16 protein-coding genes and 1 pseudogene are annotated in these 15479 nt (G+C 60.5%); 8 read left to right on the top strand and 9 right to left on the bottom strand.

Translation table 11 applies throughout. From position 1 onward, the window contains the following. Window positions 1-40 precede the first annotated feature (40 nt). From NVV72_19530 to NVV72_19505, 6 genes and pseudogenes are all read right to left on the bottom strand, one after another. Window positions 41-1136, bottom strand: a pseudogene (locus NVV72_19530) (site-specific DNA-methyltransferase). A 182-nt stretch (window positions 1137-1318) separates the two neighbouring features. After that, complete coding sequence (locus NVV72_19525) at window positions 1319-1924, bottom strand: ribonuclease HII (protein ID MCR6661398.1); 606 nt, start codon at window positions 1922-1924, stop codon at window positions 1319-1321. A 46-nt stretch (window positions 1925-1970) separates the two neighbouring features. Beyond that, window positions 1971-2564: a DUF805 domain-containing protein gene (locus tag NVV72_19520; protein MCR6661397.1), complete on the bottom strand. Its 594-nt coding sequence runs from the start codon at window positions 2562-2564 to the stop codon at window positions 1971-1973. Window positions 2565-2586: 22 nt separating this feature from the next. Continuing rightward, complete coding sequence (locus tag NVV72_19515; protein MCR6661396.1) at window positions 2587-3114, bottom strand: DUF805 domain-containing protein; 528 nt, start codon at window positions 3112-3114, stop codon at window positions 2587-2589. Between the two features lie 28 nt (window positions 3115-3142). Further along, entirely contained in the window at window positions 3143-3727 is a 585-nt protein-coding gene (locus NVV72_19510) for a DNA-3-methyladenine glycosylase I (protein ID MCR6661395.1), read from the bottom strand. Between the two features lie 23 nt (window positions 3728-3750). Further along, the gene (locus tag NVV72_19505; GenBank protein ID MCR6661394.1) at window positions 3751-4599 is read right to left on the bottom strand and encodes a folate-binding protein; all 849 of its coding nucleotides are present in this window, start codon (window positions 4597-4599) and stop codon (window positions 3751-3753) included. Window positions 4600-4641: 42 nt separating this feature from the next. On the opposite strand from NVV72_19505, the gene NVV72_19500 reads away from it, so the two are divergent. Both NVV72_19500 and NVV72_19495 read left to right on the top strand, forming a co-directional pair. Further along, entirely contained in the window at window positions 4642-5601 is a 960-nt protein-coding gene (locus tag NVV72_19500) for a glycosyltransferase family 9 protein (GenBank protein MCR6661393.1), read from the top strand. 69 nt (window positions 5602-5670) lie between these two features. After that, on the top strand, window positions 5671-6999 hold the full coding sequence (locus NVV72_19495) for a dihydroorotase (protein MCR6661392.1): 1329 nt from the start codon (window positions 5671-5673) through the stop codon (window positions 6997-6999). A 126-nt stretch (window positions 7000-7125) separates the two neighbouring features. Here NVV72_19495 and NVV72_19490 read toward each other — a convergent pair whose 3' ends face one another. From NVV72_19490 to NVV72_19480, 3 genes are all read right to left on the bottom strand, one after another. Further along, on the bottom strand, window positions 7126-7902 hold the full coding sequence (locus tag NVV72_19490) for a hypothetical protein (GenBank protein ID MCR6661391.1): 777 nt from the start codon (window positions 7900-7902) through the stop codon (window positions 7126-7128). 158 nt (window positions 7903-8060) lie between these two features. Then, complete coding sequence (locus NVV72_19485) at window positions 8061-9506, bottom strand: hypothetical protein (protein MCR6661390.1); 1446 nt, start codon at window positions 9504-9506, stop codon at window positions 8061-8063. 120 nt (window positions 9507-9626) lie between these two features. After that, complete coding sequence (locus tag NVV72_19480) at window positions 9627-11030, bottom strand: MFS transporter (protein MCR6661389.1); 1404 nt, start codon at window positions 11028-11030, stop codon at window positions 9627-9629. Window positions 11031-11143: 113 nt separating this feature from the next. On the opposite strand from NVV72_19480, the gene NVV72_19475 reads away from it, so the two are divergent. From NVV72_19475 to NVV72_19450, 6 genes are all read left to right on the top strand, one after another. Beyond that, a complete protein-coding gene (locus tag NVV72_19475; protein MCR6661388.1) occupies window positions 11144-12034 on the top strand; it encodes a LysR family transcriptional regulator in 891 nt (296 codons plus the stop codon). Window positions 12035-12094: 60 nt separating this feature from the next. Then, window positions 12095-12850, top strand: a complete 756-nt coding sequence (locus NVV72_19470) for an enoyl-CoA hydratase (GenBank protein ID MCR6661387.1) — start codon at window positions 12095-12097, stop codon at window positions 12848-12850. A gap of 116 nt (window positions 12851-12966) precedes the next feature. Beyond that, complete coding sequence (locus NVV72_19465; protein MCR6661386.1) at window positions 12967-13209, top strand: hypothetical protein; 243 nt, start codon at window positions 12967-12969, stop codon at window positions 13207-13209. Beyond that, a complete protein-coding gene (locus NVV72_19460) occupies window positions 13202-13480 on the top strand; it encodes a GNAT family N-acetyltransferase (protein ID MCR6661385.1) in 279 nt (92 codons plus the stop codon). The genes NVV72_19465 and NVV72_19460 overlap by 8 nt, the downstream gene beginning before the upstream one ends. Before the next feature lie 30 nt (window positions 13481-13510). Next, window positions 13511-14740: a CCA tRNA nucleotidyltransferase gene (locus NVV72_19455; GenBank protein ID MCR6661384.1), complete on the top strand. Its 1230-nt coding sequence runs from the start codon at window positions 13511-13513 to the stop codon at window positions 14738-14740. A gap of 22 nt (window positions 14741-14762) precedes the next feature. Beyond that, window positions 14763-15479 carry a gamma-glutamyl-gamma-aminobutyrate hydrolase family protein gene (locus NVV72_19450; GenBank protein ID MCR6661383.1) on the top strand — a complete coding sequence of 239 codons (717 nt, stop codon included), beginning with the start codon at window positions 14763-14765 and terminating at the stop codon, window positions 15477-15479.

The raw sequence follows: 15479 nt of genomic DNA, 5'->3' as shown, positions 1-15479 counted from the left end.
GCTCTTGCCTTGCGAAAGCCATACTTTCGCCGCGGCAAACCTAGTTCATGTCGGCACGGATGCGTGAGCGCAGATCGTCGATCGGCTTGAGGCCGGCGTCGGTCTTGAAGCGCCAGTAGGTCCAGCCGTTGCAGGCCGGGGCCTGTTCCATCATGGCGCCCATCTTGTGGATCGAACCGGTCAGTTCGCCATGAACCAGCGAGCCATCGGCGCGGACGCGGGCAGTCTTGTCACCCTTGGGCGTATAGAGAATGTCGCCTGGTTGCAGCAGGCCCGCCTCGACCACGGCGCCGAACGGCACACGCGGTTCGGCCTTCTTGGAACCCATGACAGCCGTGGTCTTCGGCGGTGGCGGGGATGACGCGGGCGATGCGTTCGCTGGCCACCTTGCGGTAGGCTTCCTCGCGTTCGATGCCGATAAAGTGGCGGCCCAGGCGCTTGGCGGCAGCGCCGGTGGTGCCGGTACCGAAGAACGGATCGAGCACGACATGGCCGGGCTTGGTGCAGGCCAGCAGGACGCGATAGAGCAGGGCTTCCGGTTTTTGGGTCGGGTGCGCCTTGTTGCCGTTTTCGTCCTTCAGGCGCTCATCGCCGGTGCAGAGCGGAATCGACCAGTCCGAACGCATCTGGGTATCTTCGTTGAAGGCTTTCAGCGCATCGTAATTGAAAGTATAGCGCTTCTGGCCCTTGGCCTTGGTAGCCCAGATCAGGGTCTCGTGGGCGTTGGTGAAGCGGGTGCCCTTGAAGTTGGGCATGGGGTTGGCCTTGCGCCAGATGACGTCGTTCATCACCCAGAAGCCCATGTCCTGCATGGCGACGCCGAGGCGGAAGATATTGTGGTAGGAGCCGATGACCCAGATGGCGCCGTCGTCCTTCAGCACACGCTTGCATTCGCGCATCCATTCGCGGGTGAACCTGTCATAGGCCTCAAACGACGCGAACTGGTCCCACTCGTCATCAACCGCATCGACCTTGGAATTGTCCGGACGTAGGAGGTCGCCGCCGAGCTGGAGATTATAGGGCGGATCGGCGAAGACGAGATCGACCGAGGCGTCGGGTAGGGTTTTCAGCACCTCGATGCACTCGCCGAGGTGAATGGTGTCGAGCTTGAGCGGCGCCTGCGGAACGGACGGGATTTTGATAGCGGTCGATTTGCGCAAGACGAAGATCCTTCTGACACTGGAGGGCGGTTTAAGTCCCTGAATCCAATGACTAGAATCGTTTCGCGGTTAATGGCTGGTTAAATTAACCATACTGTCGAATCGGCCGATTCGCTTTTTTTGGGAGTGAGTCCGAAAAGACTCACTTTTTGCGCGGATCAGGCGCTCTCGCCCCAGCTTAGTTCACGAATTGTCGCCCAGCTTGTGCGGTGGATAGGTGAAGGGCCGTGCAGACGCAAAGCCTCCAGGTGCGCTTCGGCCTGATAGCCTTTGTGCTTTTTGAAGCCGTAGACAGGATAGACGATATCCATCTCGATCATGATGCGGTCGCGCGCCGTTTTGGCCAGGATCGAGGCGGCGGCAATGGACAGCGAACGGGCGTCGCCGCCGATCAGCGGCGTGGAGGGAATGGACAGTTTCGGGCAGCGGTTGCCGTCGATCAGGGCGTGCTCGGCGCAAGGGGTAAGTGCCTCGACCGCGCGCTTCATGCCTTCCATGGTGGCCGTCAGGATATTCAGGCAGTCGATCTCTTCCACCGACATGGTGATCACCGACCAGCAGACGGCGGCTTCCTTGATCAGCGGTTCCAGTTCGAAGCGGCGCTTTTCGGTCAGGGCCTTGGAATCGTCTATGCCTTCGGGAATATTGGCCGGATCGAGAATGACGGCGGCCACGCATAACGGGCCAGCGCACGGGCCGCGCCCGGCTTCATCGACGCCGCAGATAAGCCCCATAAGGGTGGATTCAAAACTGAGATCGGCCATGAATCGCTCATACCGCGATTTGTGGCCGTTGTCTCGCGGGCTTCAATCAAAATACGCTTTCGGGGGTGGCCTGAACGCCGCGGCCCTTGGGATCGGGACCAAAGCGGTTGGTCGTCGGGGTGCCGTCTGTGACATAGAAAACGAACATGACGATTTCGGCGACCAGCAGCGGCAGGACCAGGCAAAGGAAAAACGAGCCAAACATGCTGAAAAAGAACTGCATGGATTGCTGATCGGTCATGTTGCCATTGTTGCCGATCAGGGTGAACATCTGTGTGCCGAAGAAGATGAAAAACAGGATCATGCCAATAAACGCGACGACGATGGGCATGATGTACCACCAGCCGGTACGGTTTATGTCATGCAGGCGCCGCACGGCCACGGCTATGCTGGGCAGCAGCAAACCCAGGTTCACGAGTTGGAGTACGGGCATGACCGAGAAATAGCGACCCATGAATTGCGAAGGATCCGGGTTCTGGAAGTTCATGCCTGTGAACATGACGCTGGTCATTACGGTGCCCATCACCATGCCAAGGGCAATACGGAAAAGTACCCACAGCCAGAATTCCGATCGCCGGGCACGGCCCTGGAAATCGACATATTTAACAAGCGGCTGGAAAATCAAAGGCACATTGGACATCGAAACCCCCATTATCGATTGATCAGAATACACTCGTATCGCCGCCCCGGCCTTTCGGATCTGGGCCAAAACGATTCGGGCCCGGTGTGCCGTCCATTACATTGAAAACGAATGTTACGAGCGAAGCTGCGAACCAGGCTAAAAAGACCCACCACATAGGGGCCAGGGCTGTCATCATGGCCATGGCCTGGTCCGGTGTGGGATTAGGACCAATACCCGAAAAGGACTTCAAGTTGTTGATGAAGGCGCCGCCGCTGACTGAAAAGAAGACAATCAGGGCGACGATCAGGACGGCCAGCGGGAAGACGATCCACCAGCCGGTACGGTTGATGTCATGAAAGCGGCGCACGCCCACGGCCAGGGTCGGAAGAAGGATGGCCAGCGAAAAAAGGAAATTAAGCAGTTCAGCCGTGTTGCCAATCGCGGATTTGAGAATGCTGAACACCAGGCTGGCGATCATCTGGAACAGAAACCACAGCCAGTATTCGGTACGGCGGGAGCGGCCGTTAAAATCGACATAGCGCTTTAGTGGTTGAAACATCAGTTCCATGGCGTCCCCCGGATAATCTGAGTTGAGGCTATCGCGTTTTCGCCATATCCGCAATCTCGGCGTGACGAAAACATGCCGTTGTATGGTCATTGACCATGCCGACCGCCTGCATGAAGGCATAGACGATGACGGCGCCGCAGAACTTGTAACCCTTGCTTTTCAGCAGCTTGGCCAGTTCCTGTGAGGTTTTGGTTTCGGTCGGGATTTCGCCCCAGCCATAGTGGTTGGTGATTGGTTTATGATCCTGGATGGCCCAGATAAAGTCGGTGAAACTGGTGCCTTTTTCGCGCAGGTCGAGGGTGATGCGGGCACTTTCGATAGCCGAAACGATCTTGGCGCGCGATCGGACAATGCCGGGATCGTTCATCAGGCGCTCGATATCGGTGTCACCAAAGCGCGCCACCTTTTCCGGATCGAAACCGGCGAAGGCCGCACGAAAAGCGTCGCGTTTGCGCAGGATGGTGATCCACGACAATCCCGCCTGAAAACCATCGAGCACCAGCTTCTCCCACAGGGCGCGCGGGTCGTATTCCGGCACGCCCCATTCCTCGTCATGATAGGCGCAATAAAGCGGATCGGTCTTGGGCCAGGGGCAGCGTGCTTTATCGCACATGAAGGCATTCCTTTTTTCGGTCTTTATTCGGCGGTGATTTCGGGCAGGGCGGGCGCGATCCAGGCCGGGATATTCAGAGAAATCGGCCTGCCATCGGCCGTAAGCGCACCCTCGCGTCGGTCGATCCGCATCAGGGCCAAACCATACCCCTGCGCGGCGGCCAGAATTTCACCGGCGCGTTTCTCAATATTGAGAATTTCGGCGCCAGCGGCCGGCGCATCGCCCGCATAACGAAAGCCCAATATGCGGTTCTTGATCTGGCCGCGACGCTTCATGCGCGAGGTCAGTTCCTGCCCGACATAGCAGCCCTTGTGAAAGTCTATCGCCGCCAACAGGTCGAGATTGGCGTCGATGGCGTAGAGGTCGTCCCGACCAAAATCGGCACCGGCCTCGGCCAGGCTGTGGGTATAGCGGAAGGTGCGCCAGTCGTCAGGCGAGGCGGTTGTGGTTTGCGGCGCATACGCAAAACCGAAGGCAACATCAATGATTGATCCACGCGGGTCGTCCATAAAGCCATCCGGCAGATCGCCGCCAAAAGCCACGTAAACCGGATGGTCGGGCGCTGTGATCGTCACCTGGGCGCGCAACTTATACATATTGAGTTTGGCCAGCAGGTCATCGCGTTCGGATAGCGGCACATCTAGCCAGATTTCGTCAGCAGAGACGGCATGTAGCAGGACATCACAGATCATCTTGCCCTGGGGCCGCAAAAAAGCCCCGTAATGCAGTCTATGAAATTCGCCCCTTGCCGTTTCCTCGACAATTTCGTCGATATGGGCGGTGCAAAGCCCTTTGAGGAACTTGGCCCAGTCCGGGCCGGAAACGGCGATCAGGGCGCGATGGGTAAGGGCGGTAACGGAAGCTGCGGTCATGATGGGTCTTGTTATGATCGTCTCAGGAACTAAGTATGGCGCATGACAGGTGAATTTCCGATTCTTTTGCTGGCCCTGTGCGAACCGTCCAAGGCCCTGGCCCTGAGCGGCGTCATCGCGCGCCTGAAAGCGGAAATTCCCCATGCCCGGATCACGCTGGCGACAACGCAAGCCTCGGCCGTGCTGTTTCAAGATGACGACTTGATCGACGAGTTACAAGCCTTTGACGGCGCCTTATTTAAGCTGAAGTCGCTGCATGGCCTGAGTGAACTGAGCCGGCGTAAATGGGGGCTGTGCGTCGATATCGGCCCCACCCTGATTTCGCGCATGATGAAGGCGAAGACCCGCTTTACGCTCAATCCGAATGACAGCGCGGGCGTGCTGGAACAGATCGCCGCCAAGTTGAGGCTTGATCCGCTGGAAATCATGCCGGCTTTGCGCGTATCACCGCGCCGCGAAGCGCAGACACGCAGCCTGATCGATAGTGGCCGCGAAACCGGGCCGCTGATCGTTATGGCGCCGGGCGCTGGCTGGCTGGGGCGGCGCTGGCCGACGGAGCGATTTGCTGTTCTGGCCACGCGACTGATGCGGGAAGAGGGGCCGCTTGCCGGTCATCGCCTGCTGATTATCGGCTCCGAGGCCGAGCGCGACACCCTGCAGGCCCTGCGCATGGCGACGCCGCGCGCCCAAGTGATGGAGATCGGCGGGGACGTCACCGAACTCAACGCCTATGCGGCTCTGCGGCAAGCCGTCATGTTTGTCGGCAATGACGAACTGTGGCTGCACCTGGCTGCGGCCGCCGGCATCCCGACCTTCGGCCTGTTCGGGCCTTCGGATGAAGCCGACGCCCCGATCGGCGGCCATGTACTGGTCATTCGCGGGCCGCGCACTCTGGCGGATATCCAGATGGTTGATCCAAAGCTGAAGCAGAATGTCTGCCATATGCTCGACCTGACGATTGATCATGTGGCGGCCGTCATCGAAAGAGAGATGGCAGGGTGAAGTTTCGCTTCACTTGACGGTATCCGAGGTCTACTGTCCGCCCATTGACTTGACTAAAGGATCACCGCCATGCCTCGCAATTTCGATCTGATCATCCGTAACGCCGAAATCATCAATCATGCCGGGCGGGGCAAGGGCGATATCGGCATTACCGGCGGCAAGTTCGCGGCCTTCGGCGACCTGTCGCAGGCATCGGCAGGCGAGATTTTCGACGCCACCGGCCTGCTGGCCATGCCGGGCGTGATTGATACCCAGGTCCATTTCCGCGAGCCTGGCCTGGAATGGAAGGAAGACCTGGAGACCGGTTCCCAGGCCGCCGTCATGGGCGGGGTCGTGGCGGTCTTCGAGATGCCCAATACCAACCCGACGACCACCAATGCCGAAGCCTTTGCCGACAAATTGCAGCGCGCGCATCACCGGATGCACTGCGATTATGCCTTCTATGTCGGCGGTACGCATGAAAACGTTCATGAACTGGGGGAACTGGAGCGCTTGAAGGGCTGCTGCGGCGTCAAGGTGTTCATGGGGGCCTCGACCGGTACGCTGCTGATCGCCGATGACGAGGGCGTGGCGAAGGTACTGGCCAATGTCAACCGCCGCGCCACCTTCCATTCCGAGGATGAATATCGTCTGGCAGAACGCCGCCCGCTGGCGCGCGAAGGCGACTGGACGAGCCACGATTTCGTCCGGGACGCCCAATCGGCCATCCAGTCGACCCATCGCCTGGTTCGGCTGGCGCGCGAGGCCGGCAAGCGCATCCACGTTCTTCATGTGACCACTAAGGAAGAAATCGATTTTCTATCGGAAAACAAGGACATTGCTACGGTTGAGATCACGCCGCAGCACCTCACCCTGGTGGCGCCGGAAGCCTATGAGCGCCTGAAGGGCCTGGCCCAGATGAACCCGCCGATTCGCGACCAGTATCATGTCGATGGCCTGTGGCATGGCATCAATGGCGGTATCGCCGACGTGCTGGGGTCCGATCATGCGCCGCACACCCTGGAAGAAAAGGCCAAGCCCTATCCGGCCTCGCCGTCTGGAATGCCGGGCGTCCAGACCCTGCTGCCGGTGATGCTGAACCATGTGGCCCACGGTCGCATGTCACTGGAGCGGCTGGTGGACCTGACCTCGGCGGGCGCCCAGCGCGTCTTCGGCGTGGCGGGCAAGGGGCGCATGGCCGAAGGCTATGACGGCGACGTCACCCTGGTTGACCTGAACCACAAGCGGGTGCTGCGTCATGCCGACATGCGCACGCGCTCGGGCTGGACTCCGTTCGACGGCCTGGAAGTCACCGGCTGGCCCAAGGCGACGATTATCCGCGGCAAGGTGGTTATGCGCGATGACGAAATTATCCGCCCGTCCCAAGGCGAATCCTGCCGTTTCATGGAAAGTTTGTAAGGCCAGGTTTTTGAACCACGAATGTACACGAATAAGCACGAATAGGATTGAATGCTTTTCGGAAACATCCTGACCATTCACTATGAATAGAATTTGTGTCTATTCGTGTGCATTCGTGGTTCTGACTCAGTTACCGGCGCAGGCCCTCAGCAGCTTTTCCTTATGCGCTTCATATTCCGGCGAAGGGCGTGAGCGCGAGACGAAGAGGTCGGGCGACAGGGCCTTGTCGGGCGTGCCCATCCATTTGCCGTCTGTATCGATGATCAGGCCCGGCAGGCATACAGGTGCGCCACGCGGCAGGGCGAACAGGTCAACGAGATTGGCCGAACGGTCCGGGCGACGTTGCAGCAGCCAGGCCTTGTCTCCGGCGATGACGATCTCTCCATTGACTGGCAGGACATAGCGGTCGCTGCCGACCTTCTGGGCGCAATTGGCCTTGAGCGGATCGCCGGAATCGACCGCCATGTCACGGGTACACAGGCCCAGAGCCTTGAGGGTGGCGGCATTTTCAATCGAATAGGCGGTGAAATAGGTGGCGAAGGTGGCATCCTGCACGCCGATGCGCAGGCCGTCGAACAGGCCGCGCTGGATGCCATCGAAACCGGCGGGACTAACCAGCACATAACGGCCGCTGGCCCCGACCGGCCGCCACAGGTCGGGGCTGTAGACCGAGCCGGTGGGCATCATGACCGAGAGATAGGGGAGGGCGGCAACGTCAGCCTTTATCAAAGGTTGCCATTTTTTCCCCTTCAGAACCTCGCATGTTTCCTTGTCGCAATCGCCGGCGCGGACCTGGACGGAGGGCCGCGTCGCCTTCGGATCTGTGGCTGGATATAGCTGGACCTCGCCTTTTGCCGTGGGGGCAGGGATGGCGTAGGCGGGACCGGCCTCTGGTTTAGTCAAGAGATCGCAGCCTCCCAGAAGCATCAAGGGAAAAACGGCCGCTGCCATCCATAGTCTCATCATCGTCTCCATTGCCATCCAGTTATTACCGCCGCAAATCGGCATGAAAAAGGCCCGCGAGGCCGTAACCTCGCGGGCCTTTTCAGGTTTTCAGGCGGTTAGTCCGCCGAGGAGTAGGTGCCGTTGCCGGCGATCGTGCATTGAACCGGATCGTTATGCGACTTGGCAATCTTGCAAGGTGTCGAATCGGCAATACTGTTGCGATTGGCAGCGATGACAGCAATGTAACCGCGCTTGTTGCTGCAGGCGATTTCGATGATGACGGCGCCTTCGATGCCATCGGATTCACCGATATAACGCACATCGCTGACATCGCAGTCCTTACCCGGCTGGGCGATCTTGATCAGCTTGTCGATCTGGGTGCGCAGTTGCGGTTCGGTGACATAGGTACACATTTTCCGGCTGGTCTGGTCGATGAAGCAGTCATTGACGCGCACACCGGCGGTGCTGCCTGGCTGCGGCACGAAGCCGATCAGGCCCCAGGGCTGTTCCTTGCACTTGAACTCAACATAATCGCGTTTGGTCTGTTCCTGAGTGCCCAGGACATTGTAGTCATCGACCGTGCAGGGGAAGCCGGCCTTGCCCAGAAGCGCCGAATAGGTGCCGTTGGCATCAGCGGCGGCCACGCCGGCATCGGTGAACTTGCAGCCACCCAGGCCAGCAGCGCTGGCACAGGCGATATTGCGTTCAAAGGTGTTGTCAAGCTTGGTCAGGGCTATGAAGCCCGGCTTGTTGGCACAGCCGAATTCATAGAACAGGCCATCGTTTTCCTTGTTGACCCCGACGAAGCGGACATTGTTGACCTGACAATCCTTGTCAGCCGCAGCGGCGACGGGCTTCAGGACGGCCATTGTCTGTTCCTTGGTGGTGAACTGACAGGCGGAACTGGTGCCATCGACCACAAGACAGCTCTTGAATTCGGTCGGGGCCTTGGCGCCGAGCTGGGCATAATCGATGATGCCGCCGGCCTGCGTGCCGCAGCCGACTTCATAACGGTCGATCAGCGGTTCGGTCGAGGTCGAGCCGATCACGCGGGCATCGCTGATCTGGCAGCCGGGCAGGTAGGGCTGGACGATGGAGGTAAGCCAGGCATAATGCGGCTTGTTTTCCGGCAGGACGCACAGGATGGACTCCGGACGCGTTGCCTGGAGCTTGGCGGCCAGCGAACAGGTGAAGGCCTGGCCCACTTCAGTGGGGGAAATGCTGGTAATGATGAAGCCGGGGCCGGTTTTGCAGGCCACTTCATAGAGTTGTCCCTTGACCTTGGTGCCGTCATCCTTGGCAAATTCGGTAGGGCCCATCAGGTAGGCGTCAACCGGATCGCAATCGATTTTACCCAGGGCGATAATGGCCGGAATATCGGTCATGCTCTTGGCCTGAATGGCTGGATCGATCTTGAATTCGCCGGCCGGGGCGGCTTCGGCCTTCTTCGGCGCTGCATAGGCGGCCTGTGTACCGGCGCTGGCGAGGGCCGCCAGGCCAAGTGCGATGGCCAGGGTTTGCGCCCTTTGTACCATCTTTTTGAAATCGAAAGATATTTTCATTGGTGGCGTCTCTCCGCTGGTCCGACCTGTGAAATTACCGTTGCGGTTTGCCCCGCCACGAATTAATTTTCAATAGGTTTATTGCCGGCTTGTGGCGAATACAAGGCATTATGGACAGCGTCATGCCGGTTGCTTGCGGGCAAGCCTTGAGGTCCGCACCGCCATGACCAGGGCCGCTAACATCAGGACGGCTGCCATCAGAAAGGTGACCTTCATGCCGCCGGCCACTGCTTCCGGTGGCGCGGTCGTGATATCCGTTCCGGATGCCAGGGCGAAAACGGCCCCCATCAAGGCGGTGCCGGTGATAAGGCCCAGATTGCGCGACAGGCTGAGCATGCCCGAAACCACGCCCTTCTGATCGGCCGGCACACCCGTCATCAGGGCGGTATTATTGGCCGCCTGGGTGAGTTGATAACCGGGTGTGAGCAGGGCGATGGCGGCGATATAGCCGGCGACGCCAAACGGGGCCGGCAGAACGGCCAGGCCCACAGCGCCGGACATCATGGCGAACAAGCCGGCGGCGACCATGGTCGATGCCCCGAAACGATCCACCAACCGGCCGGCCACGACGCCGCTCAGTGCGGACAGGACGGGCCCCACCGACATCACCAGTCCGACATTTATGGGATCAAGGCCGAGTGTGCGGGACAGATAGAACGGCCCGATGACCAGGGTCGCCATCATGACGCTGGCGATCAATGTGCTGACCGTGAGGCTGACGCTCAGGGCCGGATCGCGGAACATCGCCAGCCGAACCAGGGGAAAGGCCGCGCGGGTTTCGGCGTATATGAAGGCGCCGGCGGCCAGGATAGCAACGCTCAGCAGGCTGATACTGGCCAGACCGGGACGGGCTGTCGTCAGGGCCAGGGCGTAGGCCGCCAGGGTGATGACGAGCAGCAGTGTGCCGCCCATGTCGAGGCCCTGGGATGCCGCTTTTGGCGAGATATGATCTGCCGGCAGGTAACGCCAAGCCAGCCAGAGGTTCAATATCCCCAATGGCACATTGATCAGGAAGATGGCTTCCCAGCCAAGCGCCGTGATCAGGGCGCCGCCCAGCGAGGGCCCAAGCGATGTGCCGATGGCGGACATGGTGCCCAGCATTCCCATGGCGCTGCCGGTCCGGGCCGGCGGTACGGTTTCGCTGACCATGGCGATGGTCAGCGCCATCATGATGGCCGCGCCCAACCCTTGCGCGGCGCGCACGGCGATCAGCCATGAGAGCGTAGGGGCGGTTCCGCATAGCAGTGAGGTCAGGGTGAACAGCGCGATGCCGGTCAGCAGCAGGCGCCGCCGGCCGAACAGGTCGCCCAGCCGTCCGGCGCTGACAATGACGGCGGTGATGGCGATCAGATAGGCGATCACGACCCAGCGCACTTCCTCGAAGGTGGCGCCGAATGCCTCGGCCAGGGTGGGCAGGCCGACATTGGCGATGCTGGTGTCGAGGGACGGCATCAGCATGGACAGGGACAGGCTGGCGAGTCCCCAGCGTGCGGCGACCGGCAGGGTCTGCGGATTGGCTGACATGGCAATTTCCTTTGAGGGGTGCGATGCGGGCAGAATATCTCTTGGCTTGTTATGGCGGAAGACGCATCATATGCAGTCTATTCGTGCATTTAACGCTATGTTGTAGGTGCGGCATGTCTCATCCCGATCTCAACCTGCTTGTCACTCTCGATGTGCTGCTGACCGAAGGCAGCGTGGCGCGTGCCGCCAAAAGGCTGCGACTAAGCCCCTCCGCCATGAGCCGTGCCCTGGCCCGGTTGCGGGAAACGACCGGTGATCCGTTGCTGGTACGCGCCGGGCGTGGTCTGGTGCCCACGCCGCGGGCACTGGAACTGCGCGAACAGACCGGGCGACTGGTGGAAGCAGTTGAAGCCGTCCTGCGACCGGCCGAGGGGCTGGACCTGAGACGCTTGGAACGGACCTTCACGCTGCGAAACCGGGAAGGGTTTGTCGAGACCTTTGGTGCCGCCATCCTGGCGCGGGTAAACGCGGAGGCACCGGGCGTGCGGTTGCACTTTCTGCCCAAGCCGGACAAGGACAGTTCGGCCCTGCGCGATGGCCGCGTCGATCTGGAAACCGGCGTCATCGGCGGCGATACGGGGCCGGAGTTGCGCGCGCAGGCTTTGTTTCGTGACCGCTTTATTGGCGTGGTGCGCCACGATCATCCTTTGAATGCGGGAGACATGACCGCCGCGCGTTATGCGGCCGGACGGCATATCCTGATTTCACGCCGGGGCGCGGACCGGGGACCAGTCGACGCCGCACTTGAACCACTCGGTCTCAAGCGCGAAATTGCGGTGATGGTCGGCAGCTTTTCGGAGGCCCTGGCCCTGGCCCGCGTCTCGGACCTGATTGCCTGTGTGCCCGAACGCTATACGCAGCATCTGCGCGAAGGTCTGCACAGTTTCCCCCTGCCGGTTTCCGTGCCGGAGATCCGGGTGTCATTGCTGTGGCATCCGCGCATGGACGCCGATCCCACACATCGCTGGCTGCGGGACTGCATCCGCACGGTTTGCGCCGGATAAGATTTCGAGTTGCCGTTCGCGTCAACTTTGGCTAGGGTGGACAAAACAGGGAACCCGACCATGAGCGATATTTCAAGCCATTTCGATAACGGCGTGCTGACGCTCAGGCTCAACCGCCCGCCTAAGAAGAACGCCCTGACCAAGGCCATGTATACCGCTCTGACGGAAGAACTGGCGCAGGCCTCTGAAAATGAGGCGGTGCGCGTGGTGGTAATATCGGCCGAGGGGAGCGATTTCTGCGCCGGCAACGACATCCTCGATTTCGCGCAGGATTTGCCACTTTATCAGGACGACGGCGTCGACCATGATGATATGCCGGTTTTCCGGTTCCTGAAGGCCCTTACATTTTTTGACAAACCACTCATCGCTGCGGTTCAGGGGCAGGCGGTAGGCGTTGGCGTCACCCTGCTGCTGCATTGCGATCTGGTGGTGGCGACGGACGATATCCGCCTGAGCCTGCCTTTCCTCAAGCTGGGCCTTGTGCCGGAGGCCGGCTCGACCCTGCTTTTACCCGAACGCATCGGCCACGCACGCGCCTTTGCCTGGATGGCGCTGGGCGAGGTGATCGGCGCCGAAGACGCCCAAAAGCTAGGTCTGGTCAACAGCATTGTATCGCGTGACGGACTGGACGCCGCCGCCCAGGCCATGGCGCAAAAACTGGTGAAGCTGTCCCTCTCCAGCCTGCGACACACCAAGGCGTTCATGCGTGATCCGGAAAAGCTGTGGCAGGTGATCCAGGCCGAGGGGGCCGTTTTTCGCCGGCAACTGACGAGCCCGGAAGCGCAGGCCGCCTTCATGGCCTTCCTGTCAAAATAGACCGGCGAAATAAACCGATGCAATAATTGCGGTGTATTTGATTGACCTTGTCACGTGCAGGTCTTATTTGGCCGCCAGTATTGGTACTGTATCTACTGTAAACCGGGATCGGGCATTTGGCTCTGGACGCACTGGCTTTGGATTTTACGATTTGTCTTGAGACGCCGGACCTTGGGCAGCGCATCCTGGAACTGACGGACCATGCCTTCGGGCCGGGCCGATACGTCAAGACCGCGGAGCGCCTGCGCGAAGGTTCGCATATCCTGCCCGACATGAGTTTCGTAGCGCTGCGCGGCGGGCAATTGCTGGGCAGCGTGCGCCTGTGGCCGATCGAGGTGCGGGAGGGGGGAGGTGTGTGAGCGCATCGCTTTTCTCGGCCCCATCGTCGTGGATGATGCCTGCCGCAGCCAGGGCATCGGCAAGGCGCTGATCAATGCCTGTGTGGAAGCCGCATTGGCCAAGGGCCTGCGGGCGGTTTTGCTGGTTGGGACGCCCAGCTATTTTCAGTCCTTCGGTTTTGAAAAGGCAAAAGGCATCACCCTGCCGGGGCCAGTCGATCCAAACCGTCTGATGATCCGTTACAGCCAGCCTGGCCTGAATTTCACGGGATGTGTCACCAAGGCCGTTTGATCCAGGCCGCGTGACGGTCTAGGTTGTGTCATGACCACGATTCCGCTCTCCGAAGACATGCAATCCCCGGCTACGCGTGCGGTTTTCTCCGCCCTTGAGGCGAAAGGCGGTGAGGCTTGCGTGCGTTTTGTCGGCGGTTGTGTACGCAATCTCATCATGGGAAAGCCGGTCAGCGATCTCGATTTGTCGACGCAACTGACGCCGGACGAGACGGAAGCCGCCCTGGAAGCCGCCGGTATCCGCAGTGTGCCGACGGGCAAGGCGTTCGGCACCATCACGGCGGTGATCGACGGAGCCCCCTACGAAATCACGAGCCTACGCGAAGACGTCGAGACCGATGGCCGCCGGGCGGTGGTGAAATATACCACCGACTGGGCGAAAGACGCCCTGCGTCGGGACTTCTACCTCAACGCCCTCTATGCCGATATCGACGGCCAGGTTTACGATCCGACCGGTGAGGGACTGGCTGACGCTGAAGCGGGCCGGGTGCGCTTCATCGGCGAGGCGGAACAGCGTATCCGCGAGGATTTCCTGCGAATCCTGCGTTTTTTCCGATTCACGGCGGGCTATGCGCGGGAAATCGATGCTGGCTCTCTGGCGGCCTGCGTGGCGCTGAAAGCGGGTATAGACGGGCTTTCCGGCGAGCGCATCCAGCAGGAACTGCTGAAAACCCTGGCCCTGCCGCAGCCCCTGCTGGCCTTTACCGCCATGCAGTCAGGCGGGATCATGTCGCATGTCATTCCCGGCTGGCACGCGACCGGCGAGGCCCTGCCGGAACTGGCGGCGGTGATCGGCCTGACGGATGACGCGGAAATCCGCCTGATGGCCCTGATCGACAGCGGGGTGGGGCTTTCCGCCACCGCGCTACATGCCTGCCAGACGCGCTTGAAATGGTCGCAGCGCCTTTATAACCGCCTGCGCGATGCCGGCCGGGCGCTCGATGGCCTGGCCGAGAACGCGCCGTTTGCCCGGCTGATGTACCTGCACGGTCGTCAGGCCACGGAGGATGCCGTTTATCTGGCTGCCGCACACCAGGGCAAGGAAGCCGCTGCCGTCGCCTATGTCATGCAGATGCTGGCCGGCCTTGAAATCCCTGTCTTTCCGGTGAAGGGCGCCGACCTGATCGCGCGCGGTCTGCCTGTGGGGCCGGCGGTCGGGGCAGCGCTTAAACAATTGGAAACCGAATGGCTTAATCATGATTTCTCACAAAGCGTGATTGAGGCGGCTCTTGACGCAATTGCGAAAGAAGCCAAATCTTGAGCCGTATTCGGGGATCATGAGTATGCGTAAGGATTATATCGCCATTCTGGAAACCGGCGTCCCGCCCGCGGGGCTCGATGCCACCTACGGCACCTATGCCGACATGTTCGCTCAGCTTTTGGCCAGCGAAGGGCGTTCCTTCAAGGTTTTCAAGACACTGGCGGGCGAACTTCCCGATCAGGATGAAAGTCTGAAAGGCGTTGTCATCACCGGTTCGCCGGCCGGCGTCTATGAGTCCGACCCGTGGATTGTGGCGCTGATGGAGTGGCTGCGTGCCCTCGATACCGAAGTCCCCGTGGTCGGCATCTGCTTTGGCCATCAGGTGATGGCGCAGGCCTGGGGCGGCCATGTCGAGAAATCGCATAAGGGTTGGGGCATCGGCCTGCACGAATATGAGGTTCAGGCGCATGACCTGTGGCAGGAACTGGCGGGTGCGGGGGCTGCGAAGATTGCCTGCGCCGTCACCCATCAGGATCAGGTGGTGAAGGTGCCGGAAGACGCCATCGTGCTTGCGGGATCGGATTTCACCCCGCATGGCGCGCTTTACTACACCCAGCGCAAGGCCCTGTCCTTTCAGTGCCATCCGGAATTCTGCGAGGATTTTGCTTCTGACCTGCTGATCAGCCGGCGGGGCATCCGCATCGATCCGGCGCTGGTCGATCAGGCCCTGACGACCTTGAAAAAGCCGAGCCAGCGCCACGATCTGCTGGGCGCGATCTCGAAATTCCTGGGTAGCTGA

The sequence above is a fragment of the Asticcacaulis sp. genome (genome assembly GCA_024707255.1).
Taxonomy (GTDB): Bacteria; Pseudomonadota; Alphaproteobacteria; order Caulobacterales; family Caulobacteraceae; genus Asticcacaulis.
The sequence above is the reverse complement of the archived record's forward strand: the minus strand, read 5'-3'. Positions and strand labels throughout refer to the sequence as shown.